At 63.3% G+C, this 19,314-nt stretch carries 17 protein-coding genes; 10 read left to right on the plus strand and 7 right to left on the minus strand.

Annotated elements, in window-relative coordinates:
* Positions 1–5: 5 nt before the first annotated feature.
* Genes HGO92_RS09360 through HGO92_RS09375 form a run of 4 tightly spaced genes read right to left on the minus strand, consistent with a single transcriptional unit; the run spans position 6 to position 4,340 of the window.
* A complete protein-coding gene (locus HGO92_RS09360; protein ID WP_169994040.1) occupies positions 6–1,070 on the minus strand; it encodes an AAA family ATPase in 1,065 nt (354 codons plus the stop codon).
* Positions 1,067–2,308 carry a DUF4350 domain-containing protein gene (locus tag HGO92_RS09365; RefSeq protein WP_169994043.1) on the minus strand — a complete coding sequence of 414 codons (1,242 nt, stop codon included), beginning with the start codon at positions 2,306–2,308 and terminating at the stop codon, positions 1,067–1,069. The genes HGO92_RS09360 and HGO92_RS09365 overlap by 4 nt, the downstream gene beginning before the upstream one ends.
* Positions 2,305–3,009 carry a DUF4129 domain-containing protein gene (locus HGO92_RS24515; RefSeq protein WP_169994047.1) on the minus strand — a complete coding sequence of 235 codons (705 nt, stop codon included), beginning with the start codon at positions 3,007–3,009 and terminating at the stop codon, positions 2,305–2,307. The genes HGO92_RS09365 and HGO92_RS24515 overlap by 4 nt, the downstream gene beginning before the upstream one ends.
* Positions 3,006–4,340, minus strand: a complete 1,335-nt coding sequence (locus HGO92_RS09375) for a DUF7847 domain-containing protein (protein WP_169994050.1) — start codon at positions 4,338–4,340, stop codon at positions 3,006–3,008. Before HGO92_RS09375 ends, HGO92_RS24515 begins: the two co-directional genes overlap by 4 nt.
* A gap of 242 nt (positions 4,341–4,582) precedes the next feature.
* Between HGO92_RS09375 and mtrA the strand changes: the two genes are divergently transcribed.
* The 7 genes from mtrA (at position 4,583) to secA (ending at position 14,673) form a co-directional block, all read left to right on the plus strand.
* The gene (mtrA, locus tag HGO92_RS09380; RefSeq protein ID WP_169994053.1) at positions 4,583–5,260 is read left to right on the plus strand and encodes an MtrAB system response regulator MtrA; all 678 of its coding nucleotides are present in this window, start codon (positions 4,583–4,585) and stop codon (positions 5,258–5,260) included.
* 126 nt (positions 5,261–5,386) lie between these two features.
* Positions 5,387–6,964 (plus strand): MtrAB system histidine kinase MtrB, encoded by a 1,578-nt coding sequence (mtrB, locus tag HGO92_RS09385; RefSeq protein ID WP_440915770.1) that lies wholly within the window; start codon positions 5,387–5,389, stop codon positions 6,962–6,964.
* On the plus strand, positions 6,945–8,675 hold the full coding sequence (locus HGO92_RS09390; RefSeq protein ID WP_169994058.1) for an LpqB family beta-propeller domain-containing protein: 1,731 nt from the start codon (positions 6,945–6,947) through the stop codon (positions 8,673–8,675). Before mtrB ends, HGO92_RS09390 begins: the two co-directional genes overlap by 20 nt.
* 107 nt (positions 8,676–8,782) lie before the next feature.
* Positions 8,783–9,595, plus strand: a complete 813-nt coding sequence (locus tag HGO92_RS09395) for a ComF family protein (protein WP_169994061.1) — start codon at positions 8,783–8,785, stop codon at positions 9,593–9,595.
* Positions 9,596–9,843: 248 nt separating this feature from the next.
* Entirely contained in the window at positions 9,844–10,575 is a 732-nt protein-coding gene (gene hpf / locus HGO92_RS09400; RefSeq protein WP_169994064.1) for a ribosome hibernation-promoting factor, HPF/YfiA family, read from the plus strand.
* A gap of 40 nt (positions 10,576–10,615) precedes the next feature.
* A complete protein-coding gene (locus HGO92_RS09405; protein ID WP_169994066.1) occupies positions 10,616–11,887 on the plus strand; it encodes a winged helix-turn-helix domain-containing protein in 1,272 nt (423 codons plus the stop codon).
* Positions 11,888–11,931: 44 nt separating this feature from the next.
* On the plus strand, positions 11,932–14,673 hold the full coding sequence (gene secA, locus HGO92_RS09410; protein WP_169994068.1) for a preprotein translocase subunit SecA: 2,742 nt from the start codon (positions 11,932–11,934) through the stop codon (positions 14,671–14,673).
* An 18-nt stretch (positions 14,674–14,691) separates the two neighbouring features.
* Here secA and HGO92_RS09415 read toward each other — a convergent pair whose 3' ends face one another.
* Together HGO92_RS09415 and HGO92_RS09420 are read right to left on the minus strand one after the other, a co-directional pair.
* Positions 14,692–15,306: an Rv3235 family protein gene (locus HGO92_RS09415; protein ID WP_169994071.1), complete on the minus strand. Its 615-nt coding sequence runs from the start codon at positions 15,304–15,306 to the stop codon at positions 14,692–14,694.
* A 38-nt stretch (positions 15,307–15,344) separates the two neighbouring features.
* The gene (locus HGO92_RS09420) at positions 15,345–16,085 is read right to left on the minus strand and encodes a LysM peptidoglycan-binding domain-containing protein (protein WP_169994073.1); all 741 of its coding nucleotides are present in this window, start codon (positions 16,083–16,085) and stop codon (positions 15,345–15,347) included.
* Positions 16,086–16,269: 184 nt separating this feature from the next.
* Here HGO92_RS09420 and HGO92_RS09425 point away from each other — a divergent pair, with 184 nt between their 5' ends.
* Positions 16,270–16,809 carry a hypothetical protein gene (locus HGO92_RS09425; RefSeq protein ID WP_205834326.1) on the plus strand — a complete coding sequence of 180 codons (540 nt, stop codon included), beginning with the start codon at positions 16,270–16,272 and terminating at the stop codon, positions 16,807–16,809.
* A 61-nt stretch (positions 16,810–16,870) separates the two neighbouring features.
* Here HGO92_RS09425 and HGO92_RS09430 read toward each other — a convergent pair whose 3' ends face one another.
* Positions 16,871–17,089: a helix-turn-helix domain-containing protein gene (locus HGO92_RS09430; protein ID WP_169994078.1), complete on the minus strand. Its 219-nt coding sequence runs from the start codon at positions 17,087–17,089 to the stop codon at positions 16,871–16,873.
* 254 nt (positions 17,090–17,343) lie between these two features.
* Here HGO92_RS09430 and HGO92_RS09435 point away from each other — a divergent pair, with 254 nt between their 5' ends.
* Both HGO92_RS09435 and HGO92_RS09440 read left to right on the plus strand, forming a co-directional pair.
* Positions 17,344–17,991, plus strand: a complete 648-nt coding sequence (locus tag HGO92_RS09435; protein ID WP_240974524.1) for an SAF domain-containing protein — start codon at positions 17,344–17,346, stop codon at positions 17,989–17,991.
* Entirely contained in the window at positions 17,988–19,277 is a 1,290-nt protein-coding gene (locus HGO92_RS09440; protein ID WP_169994081.1) for a CpaE/TadZ family protein, read from the plus strand. Before HGO92_RS09435 ends, HGO92_RS09440 begins: the two co-directional genes overlap by 4 nt.
* The last annotated feature ends 37 nt before the right edge of the window (positions 19,278–19,314 follow it).

A 19,314-nucleotide genomic window follows, 5' to 3' on the forward strand; every position in this document is an offset into this window, starting at 1 on the left:
TCACGTCAGCGGGGAACCGGAACGGTGGCCAGGATGCTGTGCAGCACATCATCGACCTGCACCCCGTCCATCTGCGCTTCGGGGCGCAGCCCGACGCGGTGCCGCAGGGCCGGCAATGTCAGGGCCTTCACATCGTCCGGTGTGACGTAGCTGCGGCCGGAGAGCCAGGCCCAGGCTTTAGCCGTATTGAGCAAGGCGGTAGCACCACGCGGCGAAACTCCCAGCTGAAAGCTCGGGGCGGAACGGGTGGCGCGGGTGATATCGACGATGTAGCCGAGCACTTCCGCGGAGATGCTGACGCGTGCGACGGCGGCACGGGCCTGGGCCAGGTCCTCGACGGAGGCAACGGGCCGTACGCCTGCGGCCTGCAGATCGCGGGGGTCGAATCCCATGCTGTGGCGGCGGATGATTTCGATCTCGGCGTCACGGTCCGGCAGGTTCATGGTCATTTTCAGCAGGAACCGGTCCAGCTGTGCCTCGGGCAGCGGGTACGTGCCTTCGTACTCGATGGGGTTCTGTGTGGCGGCGACAATGAACGGTTCGGGCAGCTTCCGGGCCACGCCGTCCACCGACACCTGGCGCTCTTCCATCGCCTCCAGGAGGGAAGCCTGGGTCTTCGGCGGCGTCCGGTTGATCTCGTCGGCCAGCAGGATGTTGGTGAAGACCGGACCGTGGCGGAAGGTGAATTCGGCCGTGTGCGCGTCGTAGATCAGCGAGCCGGTCACGTCGCCGGGCATCAAATCCGGGGTGAACTGGATGCGCTTGGTATCCAGGCTCAGCGCGGCGGACAAGGTGCGGATCAACAGTGTCTTCGCCACACCCGGAACGCCCTCCAGCAGGACGTGGCCGTGGGAAAGCAGGGCTATAAGCAGTCCGGTAACCGTGGCGTCCTGGCCGACCACCGCCTTGGCTACCTCGCTGCGCACATCCAGCAGCGCCTGGCGGAGGCGGTCGTCGGAGGTGCCCGGACCAGTCGGAGAGTGTGGCGCCGTAGGTCCATCTGCCGAGGTGGATCGCCGCGCCGCGGTGCCCGCCATGGAATCGGCTGCCTGCTGCGGATAGTCGCTCATTGGTCCAGGATCTCTTTCTCTAGGGAGTGCAGGTTCTGTGCCCAGTCCACCAGCTGGGATTCGCTTTCGGGGAGATAGGTCCGCAGCAACCGGTCCAGCTCGACGGCTGGCCGGTTGCTGCGCCGCGCCACGGCATCGACGACGGCGGCCGCACTACTTCCGGCGCCCAGGCGCAGCTTCGCAGCCAGCCGGGTCAGGGTTGCCGCACGCAGGTTCGCGGCTGCGCGCCGGATGGACTTGGAGTCCTGGTACAGCCGGGCTCTGCCGGCGGCGGTTTCCGCGGCGGGTACGACGACGGGCAGCGGCTCCTGGATCAGCTTCCCCAGGCGCCGTCCCTGCCACAGCATGGTCAGCACACCCACGGCCAGCAGCCACAGCGTGACGGGGGTGACCCAAGCCGGCAACAGCGCCAGCGGGCTTTGCGGCTCTTCCGGTACGGCGAGGTCCGACAGCGAAGGCCGGTACCAGACGAGCCGGTCGGCACTGCCCAGGGTGTTCAGTGCCAGGGCGGCATTTCCCCGGTTGACAATTTCCTCATTGCTCAGGATATGGCCGGCGCCTAGCACCACCGTTCCGCCGTCCGCCGAAGTGACATAGGAAGCCGCCGGCTCGGCCCCGGTGTCGAACGTGAAGCACATGACGGGTCCGCGGTAGCCCAGGCCGCCGCGAGTGATGCTCCCGGCAGGCTGCGTATCGGAATCCTGTTCGTCCGGCGCCGGACTGCCCGCGCCGTCGTCGTTGGTCATGCATTCCGCGGTCAACGGGCCGCCCTCCTCCGGAACCCGTCCGGCCGCAGTGACCTCCGGCGCCAGTTCCTGCAGTTGCTGGAATCCGGGCCGGACCAGGACCGTGCGGCCTCCGTGGTCGGACAGCCGGGCCAGCTGCTCCGGTTCCAGATAGCTGTTGGCGTCGTGGAAAAGCAGGGTGCTGCCGTCCGCCAAAGCCCCCAGCGTCTCGTCCAGGGAATCCGTGGCGATCACCTCAACGCCTTGCTGCCGCAGTACTTCGGCCACCGCCATGGCGCCATTCGGGGCAGGGTTGGCGGGGGAGAGGTCCTCGCGGTCGGCGGGAGGTGAGCGCAGCAGCTGGACGAGGACAGCGGCGATGAGCAGCACGCCCAGCAGCAGCCAGAAACTCCACCGGCGCAGCCGTTGCCTCGCCACCGACCACGCTGTTTGCTCTTCGCCGCTGGCTTCCCCATTGTCTGCCGATGCGCGCGCGGCCGTTGCCTGGCTCATCGCGGCACCGCCAGATCCGACGCTGCGCGAGGGCCGAACACGGGACTGGTACCTGCAAGGGCAGTGAACAGATCGAGCACCGCGTTGTAGTCCTGCTCCGCTGCCGGGACGTTTCCGTAGCGGACGCCGTCGAACAGCGCTGCGCTGCGGCGTACTTCCGTAGCGTGCCCGGGAAAAGCAGGCGCGATGCTGGCAGCGGCTTCGTCTGCCGTCTGGCCGGGCTGGGGCCGCAGGATGACACGTTCCTCCATCGCCCGGACCAGCGCACGGAATTCCTCGGCGACGGCCATGTTCCACTCCTGGCTGGCCGCGGCAGCTGCTGCCCGCTGGCGGTGTTCGGCAGCAGAGAGCTGGACAGCGCCGTCGAAAACCTCGGCGGCGCCGCGTTTGCGGGCATTCAGCCGCGGCCGGACCAGCCAGATGGCGGCGCCGATGACCAGGACTGCCGCCAGGACGATCAGCGCCGTCCCCAGGTTCGGGTTCACACCCTCCAGAGACTCGATGAGATCGGTAAACCAATCGGAGACGGCGGTCAGTATCCTCTCAAGCAGGCCCGGCCTGGCCTCCTGGTACGGCTCCTTGGCCAGCTCATGGATAAGCAGTTCGCGCGCTTCGTCCTCTCCCGGAGTCACCGGAGGGACGGCGGCCGGAGCCGGAAGCAGTGCGAAAACCGGCGGAACCGATAAATAGCCGGCGATCACGGCGCTCCGGGACTGCCGGGATACCCGGACGTTCCAGGGTGGCCGGACGGGCCGGCGGGCCCCGAGGGGCCGAAGGGTCCGGAGGCATCAAAGCTTGTGGCGTTTCCGGGGCCGGAGCCGAGGCCGGGGATGGTCCGGGTTTCGCGTCCCGCGGCCTGCTCATGTTCACGCAGCAGGACAACGTCGAACCCCTCGCGACGGATGCGCAGGTCCGTGTAGACCAAGGCGATGACCGCTGCCTGGAAGGCGTAGCCGATCGCGGAGAATAGGGAGGAAACCAGCATGGACACCAGCGTCAGGGGGCCCATCGCGGTCAGCATGGCTTCCGGGTCGGACGGGTCTCCCATGGCCGGGCCGGCCAAGCCGATCAGGAAGGAGATCGGCATGCTGATGATCGAGGTGATGACGCCGACAATGATGGTGCACAGCAGCACGATGCCGAAGGTCCGCCACCAGCTGCGGTTAGTCAGCTGCCAGGACCGGACGAAAGCGCCGAAGATGCCCTTGCGCTCCATAACGACGACGGCGGGAGCCAGCATCAGCTTGACGCCGATCCAGATACTCAGGAAGGTCAGCGCCAGAATGATCCCGACGATGATCCATACCGAGGTCACTCCGAGCTGGTCGGCGAGGAAAAACGAGCCTGCAATGACGGCAACCAGCGCCACTACGGTCAGGACCAGGTACAACAGGCCCATGCCGATGAGAGCCCAGATCCGGCCTCGCGCCAGTGACCACATCAGGCCGAAGCTCGTTTTCTGGTTGACTGTAGCGCGGGCGGTCGGAATGGCCAGCAGGCCTTGCAGCAGCAGGATCCCTACGCTGGAGAGCAGCCCCAGGACCAACGAGGAGGTCGCCAGGGACAGCACCAGCGCGATTGCCGATTCGTCTGACAGCTCTTCATTGGTCATGACCTGGAGCCCGCCCAGCAGGGAAATGATCAGGCTGCCGGCGAGCCAGGCCAGGATACTGATGCCGATCTGGAACAGGACGGCCGTGCCGAAGACAGCAGCCGCGTTCTTGCGGGCCGCCTGGAAGGCACCGTCCAGGATCTCGCCCACACCGAGGGGGCGCAGCGGAATGACCCCTGGTTTCGGCGGAGCCACATAACCGTTGTAGCCGCCGTACGGATTCGGCGGAGTCTGCCAGCCGGCGGGCTGCCCGTAAGGCGGCGGAGCGCCCTGGCCGTAAGGACTCTGCTGACCCCACTGGGGCTGTTGGCCCCACTGGGGCCGGCCGGGCTGGCTCTGTCCCCAAGGGCCCGGCTGCTGGGACGGCCCCGGGGCCGGCTGCTCCGGCTGCTGCGCGGCGCCGTCTGATCCCTGAGCCATGGAGTTCCCCTTGTCGCTTGTTGAGCACCCGGAACGCACGGCGAGAGCCGAGGTGCCGCCGTCGTGGCGTGTCGGCCGGCAGGCTTACCGGCCGAACGAAGTGCTAGCCTCACAACAGCCTATAGTTTCCGTCTCCCAACTTCACTCAGCACTCGGCCGAAGGGCCGCCGGGACGGAATGTAGCGCTGCACCGCACTGTGCCCGACGCGACATTGCAAGGGCCAATAGGGGAATATGGAGATATGAAGGCACGCATACTTGTCGTAGACGATGATGAGGCTTTGTCCGAAATGATCGGCATTGTCCTGCGCAATGACGGATTCGATCCGGTGTTCTGCGCGGACGGAAGCCAGGCGGTGGAGGTTTTCCGCAGCTCCAAGCCGGACCTTGTGCTCCTGGACCTCATGCTGCCCGGTATGGACGGCATTGAAGTCTGCCGGCTGATCCGCGGCGAGTCCGACGTGCCTATTGTCATGCTGACGGCAAAATCCGACACCTCGGACGTCGTCCGCGGACTGGAATCCGGTGCCGACGATTATGTGCCCAAACCCTTCAAGCCTGCCGAACTCGTCGCCCGCGTGCGTGCCCGCCTGCGGCCCGGAGACCAACGTGCGCCGGAAACCTTGCGGATTGCCGACGTCGTTATTGATGTGGCAGGCCATGTGGTGCACCGCGGCGACGAGAAGATTTCGCTGACGCCGCTGGAATTCGACCTGTTGGTTGCGCTGGCGCGTAAACCCTGGCAGGTATTTACCCGCGAACTTCTCCTGGAACAGGTCTGGGGCTACCGCCATGCCGCAGACACCCGGTTGGTCAACGTCCATGTCCAGCGGTTGCGTTCCAAGATCGAGCGGGATCCGGAAGCGCCCGAGGTGGTCCTGACCGTCCGCGGCGTGGGATACAAGGCTGGCCAAGGTTAGTTGAATCCCGCGCTCACGCGGTGGTTATCGGGGCTGAAGGCGGCAGCCGCCCCGTATTGGCGCGCCGTTCTGGCTGGCCGCGACAAGATAGCGGCCAGGTGGCGGCGCTCGCTGCAGTTCCGTACGGTGACGGCAACAGTCCTGCTGACCGCCTTTGCGTTTCTTGGCGTGGGCGCCTTCCTCTCCAGCCAGATTGCCTCGGGCCTTTACCAGGACCGGCTGCAACAGGCGGAAGCGGAGTCCCGGCAGGAACTGAACCGGGTGAAGGGTATTTTCGAAAGCTCCGCAGCCAGCGACCGGGCCACTGTCACCAGCATGGTGGCGGACACCCTGAAGCTGCTCGAGGGCACCGGCGGCGGCACGCCACGCTACTACCTGCTGACCCCCATGAAGGACGCGCAGAACCTCTACGTTGCCAGCCGGTCAAACACCAGCATTACCGCGAGCATCATTCCCGAAGGGCTCAGCCAGGCAGTCGCCAGCGGGACCGGCCAGTACCGCCAGCCCATGGCACTGCCCCGGGGAGACCACGATGTTCCGGCAATCGCGTTCGGCACACAGGTGTCGTTGCCGCCGGGCAACACCTACGCGCTCTATCTGATCTACGACCTGTCCGCAGTCCAGCAGACTCTGGACTTCATCCACGGCATCCTCTGGATCGGCGGAGGCCTGCTGCTGATCCTCACCGGTGGGATCGTCTGGCTGCTGACGCGCGCTGTGGTGCATCCCGTGAGCCAGACCGCCGTCGCGGCCGAGAAGCTGGCGGCGGGTCAACTGCAGGAACGGGTGGAGGTCCGTGGCGAGGACGAACTGGCGCGGCTTGGCGAGTCATTTAACCGGATGGCGGCCAGCCTGCAGGAACAGATCACCCAGCTCGCCACGCTGTCGGAGATGCAGCAGCGGTTCGTTTCCGATGTCTCCCACGAACTGCGCACCCCGCTGACCACGGTGCGGATGGCAGCCGAGGTCCTCTATGACGCCCGCTCCGACTTCGACGCGATCAATTCCCGCTCTGCCGAACTGCTCTACCACCAGGTGGAGCGGTTCCAGGCGCTCCTGGCGGACCTGCTGGAGATCTCCCGTTTCGATGCCGGCGTGGCGGTGCTGGAAGCAGAGCCAACCGAAATTTTCGACGTCGTCCGCCACGCCATGGAAGGTGCCCAGCCATTGGCGGAGAACTCCGGTTCGGACCTTGAGCTGGTCTCTGCCGAAACCAGCTGCGTCGTCGAGATGGATCCGCGCCGCATTGACCGGATCCTGCGCAACTTGATTGTCAACGCCCTGGAGCACGGCGAGGGGCAGCCGGTGGAAGTGATTGTGGCTTCCTCCGAGGATGCCGTTGCCGTTGAGGTGCGCGACCACGGCATCGGGATGACCCCGCTGGAAGCCTCCCGGGTTTTCGACAGGTTCTGGCGGGCCGATCCGGCCAGGGCACGGACCACCGGCGGCAGCGGGCTCGGGCTGTCCATCGCGACCGAGGATGCCAGGCTGCATGGCGGCTGGCTGCAGGCCTGGGGCCAACCCGGGAAAGGATCCTGCTTTCGGCTGACATTGCCGCGGCGGCGGGACACAGTGCTGACGCGGTCGCCGCTGCCGCTGCCGCCCGCAGAGGCCCATGGTGGGCCCGCGGAAATCTCCGCACCGGAACGGCAGGATGTGCAGGTCACGATGGAGGGGGAACACCATGCAACGGACGTTGGGTAAGCGCAAAGGCGGGCCGGGTGCACTGCTGCGCGCCGTCGTCGTACTTCTTGCCGCTTTGGTCATGCTCAGCGCCTGTTCCTCCATTCCGATGTCGGGGCCGGTGGGAACCAGTCAGGGCGAAGAGCCCCAGACCCAGGCAGCCGAGTACACGTTCACTCCGCCGGGACCCGTCAAGGGCGCGAATCCGAAGGCCATCGTTGAGGGCTTCCTGCTCGCGGGAACCGCCGCCCAGGACGACTACCGCACGGCGCGCGAATTCCTGGCACCGTCGCTGGCAGGCGAATGGCAACCGGTGGAGCGCACAGTTGTCTACCGGAATGCGGCGAACGTCGTCGGCTCTCCCACAGACACCGAATTTGTCGTGCAGCTCGAAGTGGCCTCGGTCATCGACGAACACGGGATCCGTGAGCCCGCGGCGGAGGGCGCCACGGAGTCGGTGCCGGTGGTGCTGACCGAGGTGGACGGGCAATGGCGGATCTCCAAGATCCCGGACGGGACGATGGTCTCCAACGTCGACTTCCAGACGCTGTTCTCCGCTTACAACCTCTACTTCTATGACGCTACCTATACCTACGCGGTACCCGATGTGCGCTGGTACGCCAGCCGCCAGGGGGTATCGGCGGCGATTGTCTCCTCGCTGCTGGAAGGGCCGGCCCCGTACCTCAGCGGCGCGGTGATCAGCGCTTTCCCCGAGGGATCCACGCTGGTCAGGCGCTCGGTGCCGGTGGAAAGCGGAGCGGCCACAGTGGACCTGTCCGCCGAGGTCCTGACCGGCACCACCTTCCTGCGCCGGCAGCAGATGCAGCAGCAGCTGGAGCTGACGCTGGGCGGACTGAACACGGTCAGCACCGTGCACATGACCGTGGACCAGCGCGAAGTCGATCTTGGGCCGTCCCCGGATCCTGCCTTCCAAGCCGCCGTGACCAATCCCGCCGTCGGCAGCTTGCAGATCGGCGTGCTGGACAACGAGCTGACGTTCTACGAAGGTTCCCGTCCCGTCGAGCCGCAGAACCTGCCCGCCGTCGCCGAACTCAACCCCCGTGATCCGGCCATGTCCTTGGACCAGGAACACTTCGGGTTCCTGAACGCGGAGCACAACCGGATGTACGTTATTGGTGCGGACAGGACTGCGCATCAGGCGGTGGCCGGAACACAGTTGACCGCCCCCAGCGTAGATCCGTTCGGCTGGACCTGGACTGCCGCCGGCGACCAAAGCGGAGCGGTGTATGCCATCGCCCCTGATGAGGAGCGGACGCGGGTCGACGTCACCGCCCAATGGTTCTCCGAGCGGACCATCGAGGAACTGCGGATCTCGCGGGAAGGAGCACGTGCCCTGGTCATCGCCCGTGAAGGGGACGAGTCCAAGGTCTACGTTGCCGGCGTGGTCCGGGACCAGAATGGACAGCCGCGCAGCATCAGCACGCCGATCGAGCTGGATGCCTCGGTCCCCGCGGATTCAGGAGTGTGGGCCAACGAATCAACGGTGATCGTCATGCAGTCATCGGCGGACGAGCCGGTGGAAACCGAAATATTAAGGCTCGACGGCGGCTCGCAGCAGATGGCGCCGCTGACCGGAATGCTGGACATCAGTGCCGGCAACGGAGACCAGGACGTTTATGCCCAGACGGAGGAAGCGCTGTATATCCGGGTCGGCAACAGCTGGGCGCCGCAGCCACCGCCGCTGGTGATCGACCCGTCGTTCCCGGGATAAGCCGCCAGGCAGTCCACTAGGGCTGTCCCTTCGGCAGGGAGTGGCTCGTTGTCCACAAGCGGCGCCCGGGCGTTGCCGGGCTGTCAAGGGTGCGGGAGGCTGGAAGCATGTGGTTCCCCACCGCCCTGTTTGATGCTGTGTACTTCCACTCCGCAGTGCAGCGGGTGCTGCGGTGGGCCGCGGAGTTCGGCCACCTTGTGCTGCCAACCGACTGCGTCAGTTGCGGGGCCGAGGATTACACGCTGTGTCCGCCCTGCCGAAGCAGGTTGCGCAGGGCGACCGTGCGGCCCTACCGTGCCGAGGACGGAGCCGAATCGTTGCCCTTCGTCGGGACGGACCTGTCCGAGGTTCTGCCGGTCATGGCTGCAGGCCGCTACCGGCACGAGCTGTCCCAAGCGATCCTGGCCTACAAAAACCAAGGCCGGACGGACCTTTTGCATGTGCTGGCCCCTGCGCTCGCAGCCGCTGTCCACGCCGCGGCGCACATTGACGGCGGCCGTCCAGGAGTTTTTCTGGTTCCGGTGCCCTCCCGCTCCAGTTCGCGCAGACGGCGCGGCTACGACCCGTTGGACCTGCTGCTGCGCCGGCTGGAACGGCAGAAACTCCTGCCGCCTGAATTCTCCGTGCTGCGCGCGGCGTGCGTCCGGTCCGGTATGGCCGGATTGGCGAAAGGCATCGTGCCGGCAGCTTCGCAGAAGTCGCTGGGCAAATCCGGCCGGCGCAGCAACGTCTCCTCGTCCATGCGGATCAAGCAGCGGTACACCGCGTCCCTGCAGAACCGTCACTGCATTCTGGTCGACGACGTGCTCACAACCGGAGCGACCCTGGCCGAGTTGACGAGGGTCCTGCGGGAGGCAGGGGCAGCGGTCGATGCAGGCGTGGTTGTAGCCGCGACAACCGCGCCCTCTGGAACGGCCTGAAATATCGCGACACGAACCGGAATCAGCCGCAGGCGTAATGGGCGCGGATCCGCGCCATTACAAGGCAGAAGACAACAATCTGGGGCCTTTCGGGAAAATTCCGAGGGGGAGGGGGTGAATAAAGGATGACGTTGCCTTAACGTGAAGTATGGGCTCCGCAAAAAGGACGAGAACCCGTCTTCAGCGACTGGGAGGAGAAACTTTCTTCAGTCGCTGTTGTGTCATCTAAAGCAGTTATGGAGGGCACCATGGAATTCAATATCAACGGCCGCAACCTCTCGGTCTCCGACCGGTTCCGGGAATACGCCGAAGAGAAGATCTCCAAAATAGAGCAGCTGGGCGACAAGGTCCAGCGCTTGGATGCCAAAATCACGAAGGAACTCAACGCTCGTCAGGCGGACAGCTCCATGACCGTCGAACTCACAGTGCTCGGCCGAGGCCCCGTAGTTCGTGCGGAAGCCTCTGCAGCCGACAAATTCGCCGCCTTCGATCTGGCCTACGGCAAGCTCATGGAACGCCTTCGCAGGGCCCGTGACCGTCGCAAGGTCCATCACGGACGCCACAACCCCAAGGCAGTCCACGAAGCGACCGCGTCGCTTGAACCTGCTAGCACTACCAAGCCGCTGCATATCGAGACGTCGGAGGCAAACTTGAATGGCTCCACTCCATCGGCGCAGACGGACGAATCCAACGCCTATGAAATAGAGAATGATATTCCTGCCGGTGATTCGCCGGTCCTCATCCGCCGGAAGGTCTTTCCGGCCCCGCCGATGACTCTCGACGACGCCGTCGACAACATGGAACTCGTCGGGCACGATTTCTACTTGTTCATTGATTCCGCGACCAACTCGCCGAGTGTGGTCTACCGGCGCCGTGGCTGGACCTACGGCGTGATTTCGCTGGACGCCGATTGCAAAGAGGAATCCACCGCGAAGGAAGAGCTTCTGGCGTACAGGGCAGCAGAAGGCGCAAACGCCTAGAACCTGCGGCCCGGCGCAATCCGATGCCTAGGATAGGTGGATGGCTGCAACCCTAAGTCTCCGCCAGGCCCGGCGCATTGCGCTCGCTGCACAGTCCCTCCACAAGGAGCGGCCCACCGGTCTTGTTTCGGCAAGAACGGTGGGCCGCATTTTTGACCAGCTGCAACTGATGCAGATCGACTCAGTGAACGTGCTGACCCGGGCCCATTACCTGCCCTTGTTCTCCCGGTTGGGTAATTACGACGTCGAAATCCTGCATCGCTTTGCGGGTAAGGCTCCGAGACGCATGGTTGAGTACTGGGCGCACGAAGCCAGCTACATCCGGCCGGACCATTTCAACGACCTGCGCGTGTGGCAGAAACGAAAGTGGGTTGGCGCCTCCGCCATGGACCCGGAAACACGGGATGACCTGTCGGAGCGGATCATGCAGGCTCTCGCCTCGTCGCGTCCCTTGACCGCCCGAGCCGTTGCCGAACGGATTGGTCATGCCGAAATCCGTTCCACAACCCAGTGGGGGTGGAACTGGAACGCGGCCAAACGCGTGCTTGAAGACCTGTTCGAGCGCGGTGACATCAGCGCTGCTGGCCGAAACGCCCAGTTCGAGCGGCTCTACGCTTTGACCGGGAAAGTGATGCCCAAGGGCATCGATCCCTCTACACGACCAGACAAACGCGACGCGATGGTTCGTTTGATAGATGCCGCCGCAAGAGCTCATGGCATCGGTACGCTCAAATGCTTCGCCGATTACTTCCGGATTCCAGCTCAGCCGGCTGCGGCGGCCCTGCAGCAGCTCCTGGCCGAAGGCAAAATGGAAGAAGTATCTGTCGACGGATGGCAGGGACCGCACTATCTGCACGCCGAGGCCCTCCGTCCTCGTACGGCGAGAGGCCGCGCTTTGCTCGGGCCTTTCGATTCGCTGGTCTTCGAACGGCGCCGGCTGGAACGCCTTTTCCACTTCCACTACCGGATCGAAATATATACCCCTGCCGCGCAGCGGCGATACGGGTACTACGTCCTGCCGTTCCTGCTGCGGGAGACCTTGTGCGCCAGAGTGGACCTCAAGGCAGACCGCTCAGCCGGCCTGCTGTTAGTCAAGGGTGCGTTCAGCGAGGCGGATGCACCTGCTGATACCGCCGTCGAACTTGCTGCCGAATTGGAGCTGATGTCGCGATGGCTTGGTCTGGAGAGCGTCCGGGTCGAGGACCGCGGGGATTTGGCTGGGCCGGTTAGGAATCTGCTCTCGGGGCAGCGCCGAAGTTCACTTGTCCGCCCTGCGGGAACCAAAGCAGAGGTTGATACGTCTCTCCCGTAGACTGATGAAGCCAGAATTCTGTGCAAACGACTGGGAGCAATGTAGTGCCATCGATTCTCGAGCGAGTCCTAAGAACCGGCGACAAGAAGACGCTGAAGAGGCTTCGCAACTATGCTGACGCGATCAACATTCTCGAAGAGGACTTCAAAGCCCTCTCGGATGCTGAGCTTCGCGGCGAGACTGACACTCTGAAACAGCGTTACCAGGACGGCGAGCATCTCGATGATCTCTTGCCCGAAGCGTTTGCCGCCGTTAGGGAAGCGTCCAGCCGCACATTGGGCCTGCGCCACTTCGATGTCCAGCTCATGGGCGGCGCTGCGCTTCATCTGGGCAATATCGCCGAGATGAAAACCGGTGAAGGCAAGACCTTGGTCGCGACCGCTCCTGCCTATTTGAATGCCTTGACCGGCAATGGCGTGCATGTGATCACGGTCAACGACTACCTGGCCGAATACCAGTCCGACCTGATGGGCCGTGTCTATCGCTTCCTCGGGCTGACCAGCGGCTGCATCCTGTCCAACCAGAACCCGTCAGTCCGCCGTGAACAGTACAACGGCGACATCACCTATGGAACCAACAACGAGTTCGGCTTCGACTACCTCCGCGACAACATGGCCTGGAGCAAGGACGAACTGGTCCAGCGAGGGCACCATTTCGCCATCGTTGACGAAGTGGACTCGATCCTGATCGACGAGGCCCGTACCCCGCTGATCATCTCCGGGCAGGCCTCGGGGGACGTAAACCGCTGGTACACAGAGTTCGCCCGCGTGGTGAAGCGGCTGAACGTTGAGGACGACTACGAGGTCGATGAAAAGAAGCGTACCGTCGGCGTGCTGGAATCCGGGATCGAAAAGGTCGAGGACTACCTCGGCATCGACAACCTCTACGAGTCGGCCAATACTCCGCTGATAGGATTCCTCAACAACGCCATCAAGGCCAAGGAACTGTTCAAGCGCGACAAGGACTACGTCATCCTGAACGGCGAAGTCCTCATTGTCGACGAACACACGGGCCGAATTCTCGCCGGTCGCCGCTATAACGAAGGTATGCACCAGGCCATCGAGGCCAAAGAGGGTGTGGAGATCAAGGCCGAGAACCAGACGATGGCCACGGTCACGCTGCAGAATTACTTCCGGCTCTACGACAAGCTGTCGGGCATGACGGGTACGGCCGAAACCGAGGCCGCCGAATTCATGAGCACTTACAAGCTCGGCGTCGTTCCCATTCCTACGAACAAGCCGATGGCTCGTGCTGATCAAGCGGATCTGATCTACAAGAACGAACTGGCCAAGTTCGACGCAGTCGTCAAGGACATTGCCGAGCGCCATGAAAAGGGACAGCCGGTCCTCGTCGGCACCACGAGCGTTGAAAAGAGCGAGTACCTGTCCAAACAACTGGCGAAACAGGGGGTACGCCATGAGGTGCTGAACGCCAAGAACCATGCGCGTGAAGCCGCCATCGTCGCCCAGGCCGGGCGCAAGGGTGCGGTCACGGTAGCAACGAACATGGCCGGCCGCGGTACGGACATCATGCTTGGCGGCAACGCGGAATTCAACGCGGTGGCCGAAATGGAGAAGCGCGGACTTGACCCTGCGGAAAACCCCGAAGAGTACGAAGCGGCCTGGCCTGCGGCGTTCGAGGCCGCGCAGAAGGCTGTGAAAGCGGAACATGACGAGGTCAAGGAGCTAGGCGGACTCTACGTGCTCGGTACCGAGCGCCACGAGTCGCGCCGGATCGATAACCAGTTGCGGGGACGTTCCGGACGCCAGGGCGATCCCGGCGAGTCGCGCTTCTACCTCTCGCTGACGGATGACCTGATGCGCCTGTTCAACTCCGGTGCAGCCGAACGCATCATGAATTCGTCCCGTATGCCTGACGATGTTGCGCTGGAATCCAAGATGGTCTCCAAGGCAATCGAAAATGCCCAGGGCCAGGTCGAGGGACGTAACGCTGAGCAACGCAAAAACGTGTTGAAGTACGACGACGTGTTGAACCGCCAGCGCGAGGCAATCTACGGCGACAGGCGTCGCATTCTCGAAGGCGATGACCTGCATGAGAAGGTTGCGTTCTTCCTCGAAGACGTCATCACGGCCATGGTGGATGAGGCGACCCAGGAAGGTCACGGCGATGACTGGGACTACGAGCAGCTTTGGACGAACCTCAAGCAGCTGTACCCGATCCAGTTGACCATCGACGAAGTGGTCGAGGAAGCCGGCGGCAAGTCCAAAATCACGGCAGACTTCCTCCGCGAAGAAATCGTTTCGGATGCCAAGGTCGCATACGCCCAGCGTGAAGAGGCTCTTGGAGCCGCAACCATGCGCGAGCTGGAGCGCCGGGTCGTGCTGTCCGTGATCGGCAGGAAGTGGCAGGAACACCTCTATGAGATGGACTATCTCAAGGAAGGTATCGGCCTCCGGGCGATGGCACAGCGCGATCCTCTGGTGGAATACCAGCGTGAAGGTTTCATCATGTTCCAGGCGATGATGGAAGCCATCCGCGAAGAGAGCATTGGGTATCTGTTCAACCTTGAAGTCAAGGTCAAAGAACCTGCTCCGACAGGTCTTCCCGGTGTAACGGATGGCCGCAGCGCAGTGCGGGCACCGGAGATAACCGCAGCAGGTCTGGAGGCACCTCAGCGGCCGGCGTCTCTGCAGTTCACAGCTCCCACTGTTACCGGCGAAGCAGTGACCCGGGTCGAGCGGCAGAACTCGGGCAAGCAGGGGAGCCAGACTCAAGCTTCCGAAGGCGGAAAGCCAGCAAAGGACGCCAAACGTCGACGGAAGTAAACCGCTCCTGACCTGTCGTTACCCGATTTCCAACGCGGCGACTTTCCAGAGTCCGCGCCTGAATTCAAGGCGAAGCGCCACGGCGCGGACTCTGGATGCTTCGGCGATCACCAGCGATGCTTCATATGCACTGTCCGAGACCTGGCACACACGGGAGGAACGGATGGTGGCACTGCGGTGGAGCCGTAGGACGGTTTGTCCAGCGGCAGCGCGGCGGTCCTGCCGTTCCCTGACCAGACCTGCGCGCCGGGCGACCTTTTCGTAGCAGACAGGATCAAGCCAGCGAGCCAGCTGCTGGACGGGACGGGTGCCACCGATCGCTTCCATCGCGGCCTGAGCCACGGATCTCGCGGTAGCAGTTACCTGCCGCAGTTCCTGAGCGTCCGTCCCGTGGGTTTGCTCTGCCACCGGCCCGCCCGGCGCCCGATCCGTTGCCTGGTCAGCAGGCTTCGAAGGACTGCGTGGCTGGAGCCGGATTACGGGTGCGAAGTAATCCTCCGGGTCCGGCGACCTCACAGGCCGGACCGTGAGCGGCCGAGGTGCTCCGCTGGCAGGCGCAAGCGCCTGCACCTCGGTTAGCTCCCGGTCCGCGTGTTCCGGTTTATCCTGCCGCAAAGGGGTGACGTTGTTCATGGCATGGCCTTTCCTCATCTGACGGTGCGATTGCGAGTTCAACGGTTGGCGGGGGCTAGAAGGACTTGTCCGGGCAGAAGTACGGCAGGATCCGGCCCGATGACATCCTTGTTGGCGGAATACCATCTAGGCCAATGGGCCGCTATCTCGGTGTCGGTGGCAAACTTGCCCAGATCCTTGGCGGCGATATCCCACAGCGTGTCTCCGTGTTCCACAGTCACGGCCTGGCTTTCCTCGTTCGTCTGGCTGATCGGCCTGGCAATGAGACCCGGCGACACCGGAGGTGCAGTCGGCTTCCACAAAGGGCTGACCGATTGGGATTCACCCGCTGAGGCCGAGGCCGGGGCCATCCGGAAGTAAGGGGAAACTGCACTGTTCTGGAGTGCCGCCGACTGGGATACGGTGTCCGTGCCCGTTACCGGAGCCGCAGCATTGGCAGCCACCGGTGCGGCCAGGAGGTTGAGTCCGATAACGGCGGTAGCGAGCCGCTTCATGAATGCGGGGCTGCAGGAATAGGAAACAGCCGCAAGCCTGGCATGACCGGCACGCTCAAGGACGGCACCAACGACAGCGCAGACGATGCCAACCAGCCACCAGGCGACAATCACCAAGCCAATCAGCGCCGAGCTGGAAGCTAGTAATTCCGAATAAGTGTGCAAGAGCAAGGGACGCCATGTTCCCTCGTCGTCGAAGCTAATGCGCCCTCCTGACCACAACAGTGCGGTGCCGCAGAGTGGAATCATCACGGTGACGACTGTGTCCGTTCCCATCTTCTTCATGTCACGCTCCACGTTGAGATTATTCTATTTGACGTTGTTTGATGTCATTTGATGCGATTGAACTGGTTATGACTCATGATGATGGCATCAGAGCACGGGACTGTAAACCCCTTTGACGCAGTTTGACCCGCTTTGATGCTGCTTCTAGGCTGGAGCAGTGCGATGGGACTCGTTGTTTGCCGACATGGAAGCGCAACTGCATGCCGCCGGCCAGCGGGGGCTTGAATCCGAGGCCAACGAGATTGCGCGGCTGAACCAAGCCGAGACATCGCTGGGGGACCGGTTGCGGGGGCAACTCGGTTCGGGGATCCGGCTGACAGTATCCGGCGGGCTGCAGTTCACCGGGGCCTTGGCGCACGTTGGCTCCAGCTGGCTGGTCCTTAACGAACGAGGCAGGAGCATTCTCGTGCCGCTGGCGGCAATCCAGTTATTGGAAGGGCTAACCCGTAGCGCGTCAGTTGAGAAGTCATCCGCGGCGAAGCGGCTCGGTATGGGCTCGGCGCTGCGCGCGCTGGCACGGGACCGAGCCGACGTCGTACTGCATCTGGCGTCGGGCTCGACGGGCAGGACCGTCAATGGCATGATCGACCGCGTTGGCAGTGATTTTTTGGAGCTTGCGGCTGTTCCTTCAGGCGAGGCGCGGCGAGCCGGTAACGTGCGGACTGTTTATGCCGTCCCATTTACTGCGATTGGGGCCCTGGCCTCAAGCCGCGCAGGAGATTGAATCGGCCCAGCCTAATTCGGAGCGCTGGTTCCACTCCCGTTCAGCACAAAGGCAGGAATTCCTAGTCGTTCTTTCCTGATCTGGCTTCTTCTACCAGACGACGAGTCTCTGCGTACTTATTGTCGATGTACTGGTCCAGCATCAGCTGTTCCACACGCCACTGGCCACGGCCGCCAATCTGGATGGCAGGCAGCTCACCGCTGCGCACTAGTGCGTAGGCCTGGGAAGACGATATCTGAAGTATTTCGGCGACATCGGTCAAAGTCAGAAACCGAGGCATCAGGTCCTCCTCTACGGCAGTTGTTGTGCAGGGGTCAAGTACATTATGGCATCGTTTGATGCTGTTTGCCGCGATCTGCCCCAAGATGCTGTGGACTGGCGCAGAATGACAGATTTTTATCCACAATAGGTGGCATTAGCAATCTGGAGGTTTGTTTTTCAAGCCGTCTCCATAAGAATGGTCGGAGCCCGAATGTCTCAGCAGATCAGAGGATTTGTCTTCGGTGCATTTGCTATTCCAACAGGGGGAGTACCTTGAGCGCTGTTACTGACCTTGCTGTTCCCGCAGCACGATTGAAGAAGCCATCGTGGAAGGACCCGCGGTTGCTCATCGGTATCCTGCTGGTGCTGGTTTCAGTTGCCTCAGTGACCGCGTTGCTGGGCAATGCGGACAAGACGATTGAAACGTTCGCGGCAAGGGAGGATATCAGTGTCGGCCAGCAAATAACTTCGGACGATCTCACCATTGTGAACGTCAGACTAGGCGACGTCGAGCACGCTTATCTCAGTGCGGAAACCGGCCTTCCTGAGAATGCGGTCGCGACAGCCTTCATACGCAAGGGAGAGCTGATCCCGGGGGCGAGCCTGGGCACAGCCGACGCTTTGGACCGGAAACCGGTTGCGTTGACCATCGACAGTGCGCTTCCCGAAGGCGCTGCCGCTGGGGCCAGGGTAGACGTTTGGGTCGCCTTGCCCGACGGTAGAAACGGCTTCAGTCCGCCCGAGCGGCTCTTGGAAAGTGCCGAAATTTCCCAGCTTACGGAGGCAGGACCTGCTCTGGGGACGCCGCAGATAGAACAGCTGCATGTACTGGTCACCGATGAAAAAATGCCGGGCTTGCTTAATGCCCTGTCCAACGGTGCACGGATCAACGTGGTCCTGAACCCGGGCAGTGGTTCATGAGTATCCCCGTGATCACCTACGGCGATACATTTACTGACTTCGTTGGCGGGTTGGAACGACTGCACGGTCCTGTTACTGTCGTGCGCAGATGCAGTGCCCTCGCTGAACTGATTGCAGCCTGCCAGACGGGGCTCGCCCGTGCCGCAATCGTTGCCGGCGACACGTCGGAGCTTGGCATCAGCGTTCTGGAGCGGCTTCACAGCTCACAAGTTGCCGTCGTCGTGCTCACAGACGATGAAGGGGAGCGCCGCCGGTTCGATGCACTGGGGATTGCCCAAGGAACGGTCCTGATAGAGCCTTTGCAGCTGGCCGACCTTATCGCCGAAGCCGTAGCGAACCTTCCCGAAACGGGCACCCAGCTGGCGGGAAGTTATGCCGACCCGGCGCATGCGTTGTTGCCGGTCGGGATCCCGGACGACCAACCCGCCGAACTATCGGCCGACGGTCAGGTGATCGCCGTCTGGGGACCCGCCGGCGCGCCCGGCCGAACGACGGTCGCGGTGAATCTGGCGGCAGAATATGCAGCATCGGGCAAGACGACGCTACTGATCGATGCCGACACCTATTCTGCGAGCGTAGCGGCATATCTCGGCCTGATGGACGAGTCCGCCGCACTGGCCCAGGCCTGCAGGCTGGCAGATCAGGGCATCTTGGATGGACCGGCCCTGGCACGGGTAAGCGTCAAAGTAGCGGTACAGGGGGCGCTCCTTCAGGTACTGACAGGCATCACGAGGGCCGAGCGGTGGCCTGAACTGCGGCCCGGAGCCGTCGCCACGGTAGTGGCACTGGCGAGATCCCTCGCGGACTACACCATTATCGATTGCGGTTTCTGCCTTGAGGCTGACGAAGAACTCAGCTTCGACACGATGGCTCCGCGGCGGAACGGCGCGACCCTTCGTTGCCTGGAACTCGCCGATACCGTCTTTGCCGTCGGTGCCGCCGACGCCGTAGGAGTCCCCCGACTGGTCCGGGCGCTTGCAGAGATTGAACAGGCCGTTCCCAGCGCTGCGCCCCGTGTCGTCCTGAACAAGGTGAGGGCATCATCGATTGGATCGGCGCCCATCGACCAGCTTCGGCATTCCTGGGAGCGATTCGGACCCGTCAAAGAGGTGCAGTCATTCCTGCCGGCCGACTTCGAGGTCGCGGACGCAGCATTGCTCAGCGGCTCCGTACTTCTAGAAAGCGCCCCGGATTCACCCCTGCGCCACGCTATTGCGCTGCTCGCTGGTCGCGACGTTCCTGTCCGCCGCAACGGTTCGCGCAAACGCAGGCGCCTCAAAGTGTAGTTTTGGTCGGCTGGCGTTAGGCTTGCAGGTGTGGCCG

It is taken from the genome of Crystallibacter degradans (assembly GCF_012952295.1).
GTDB classification, from domain to species: domain Bacteria; phylum Actinomycetota; class Actinomycetes; order Actinomycetales; family Micrococcaceae; genus Crystallibacter; species Crystallibacter degradans.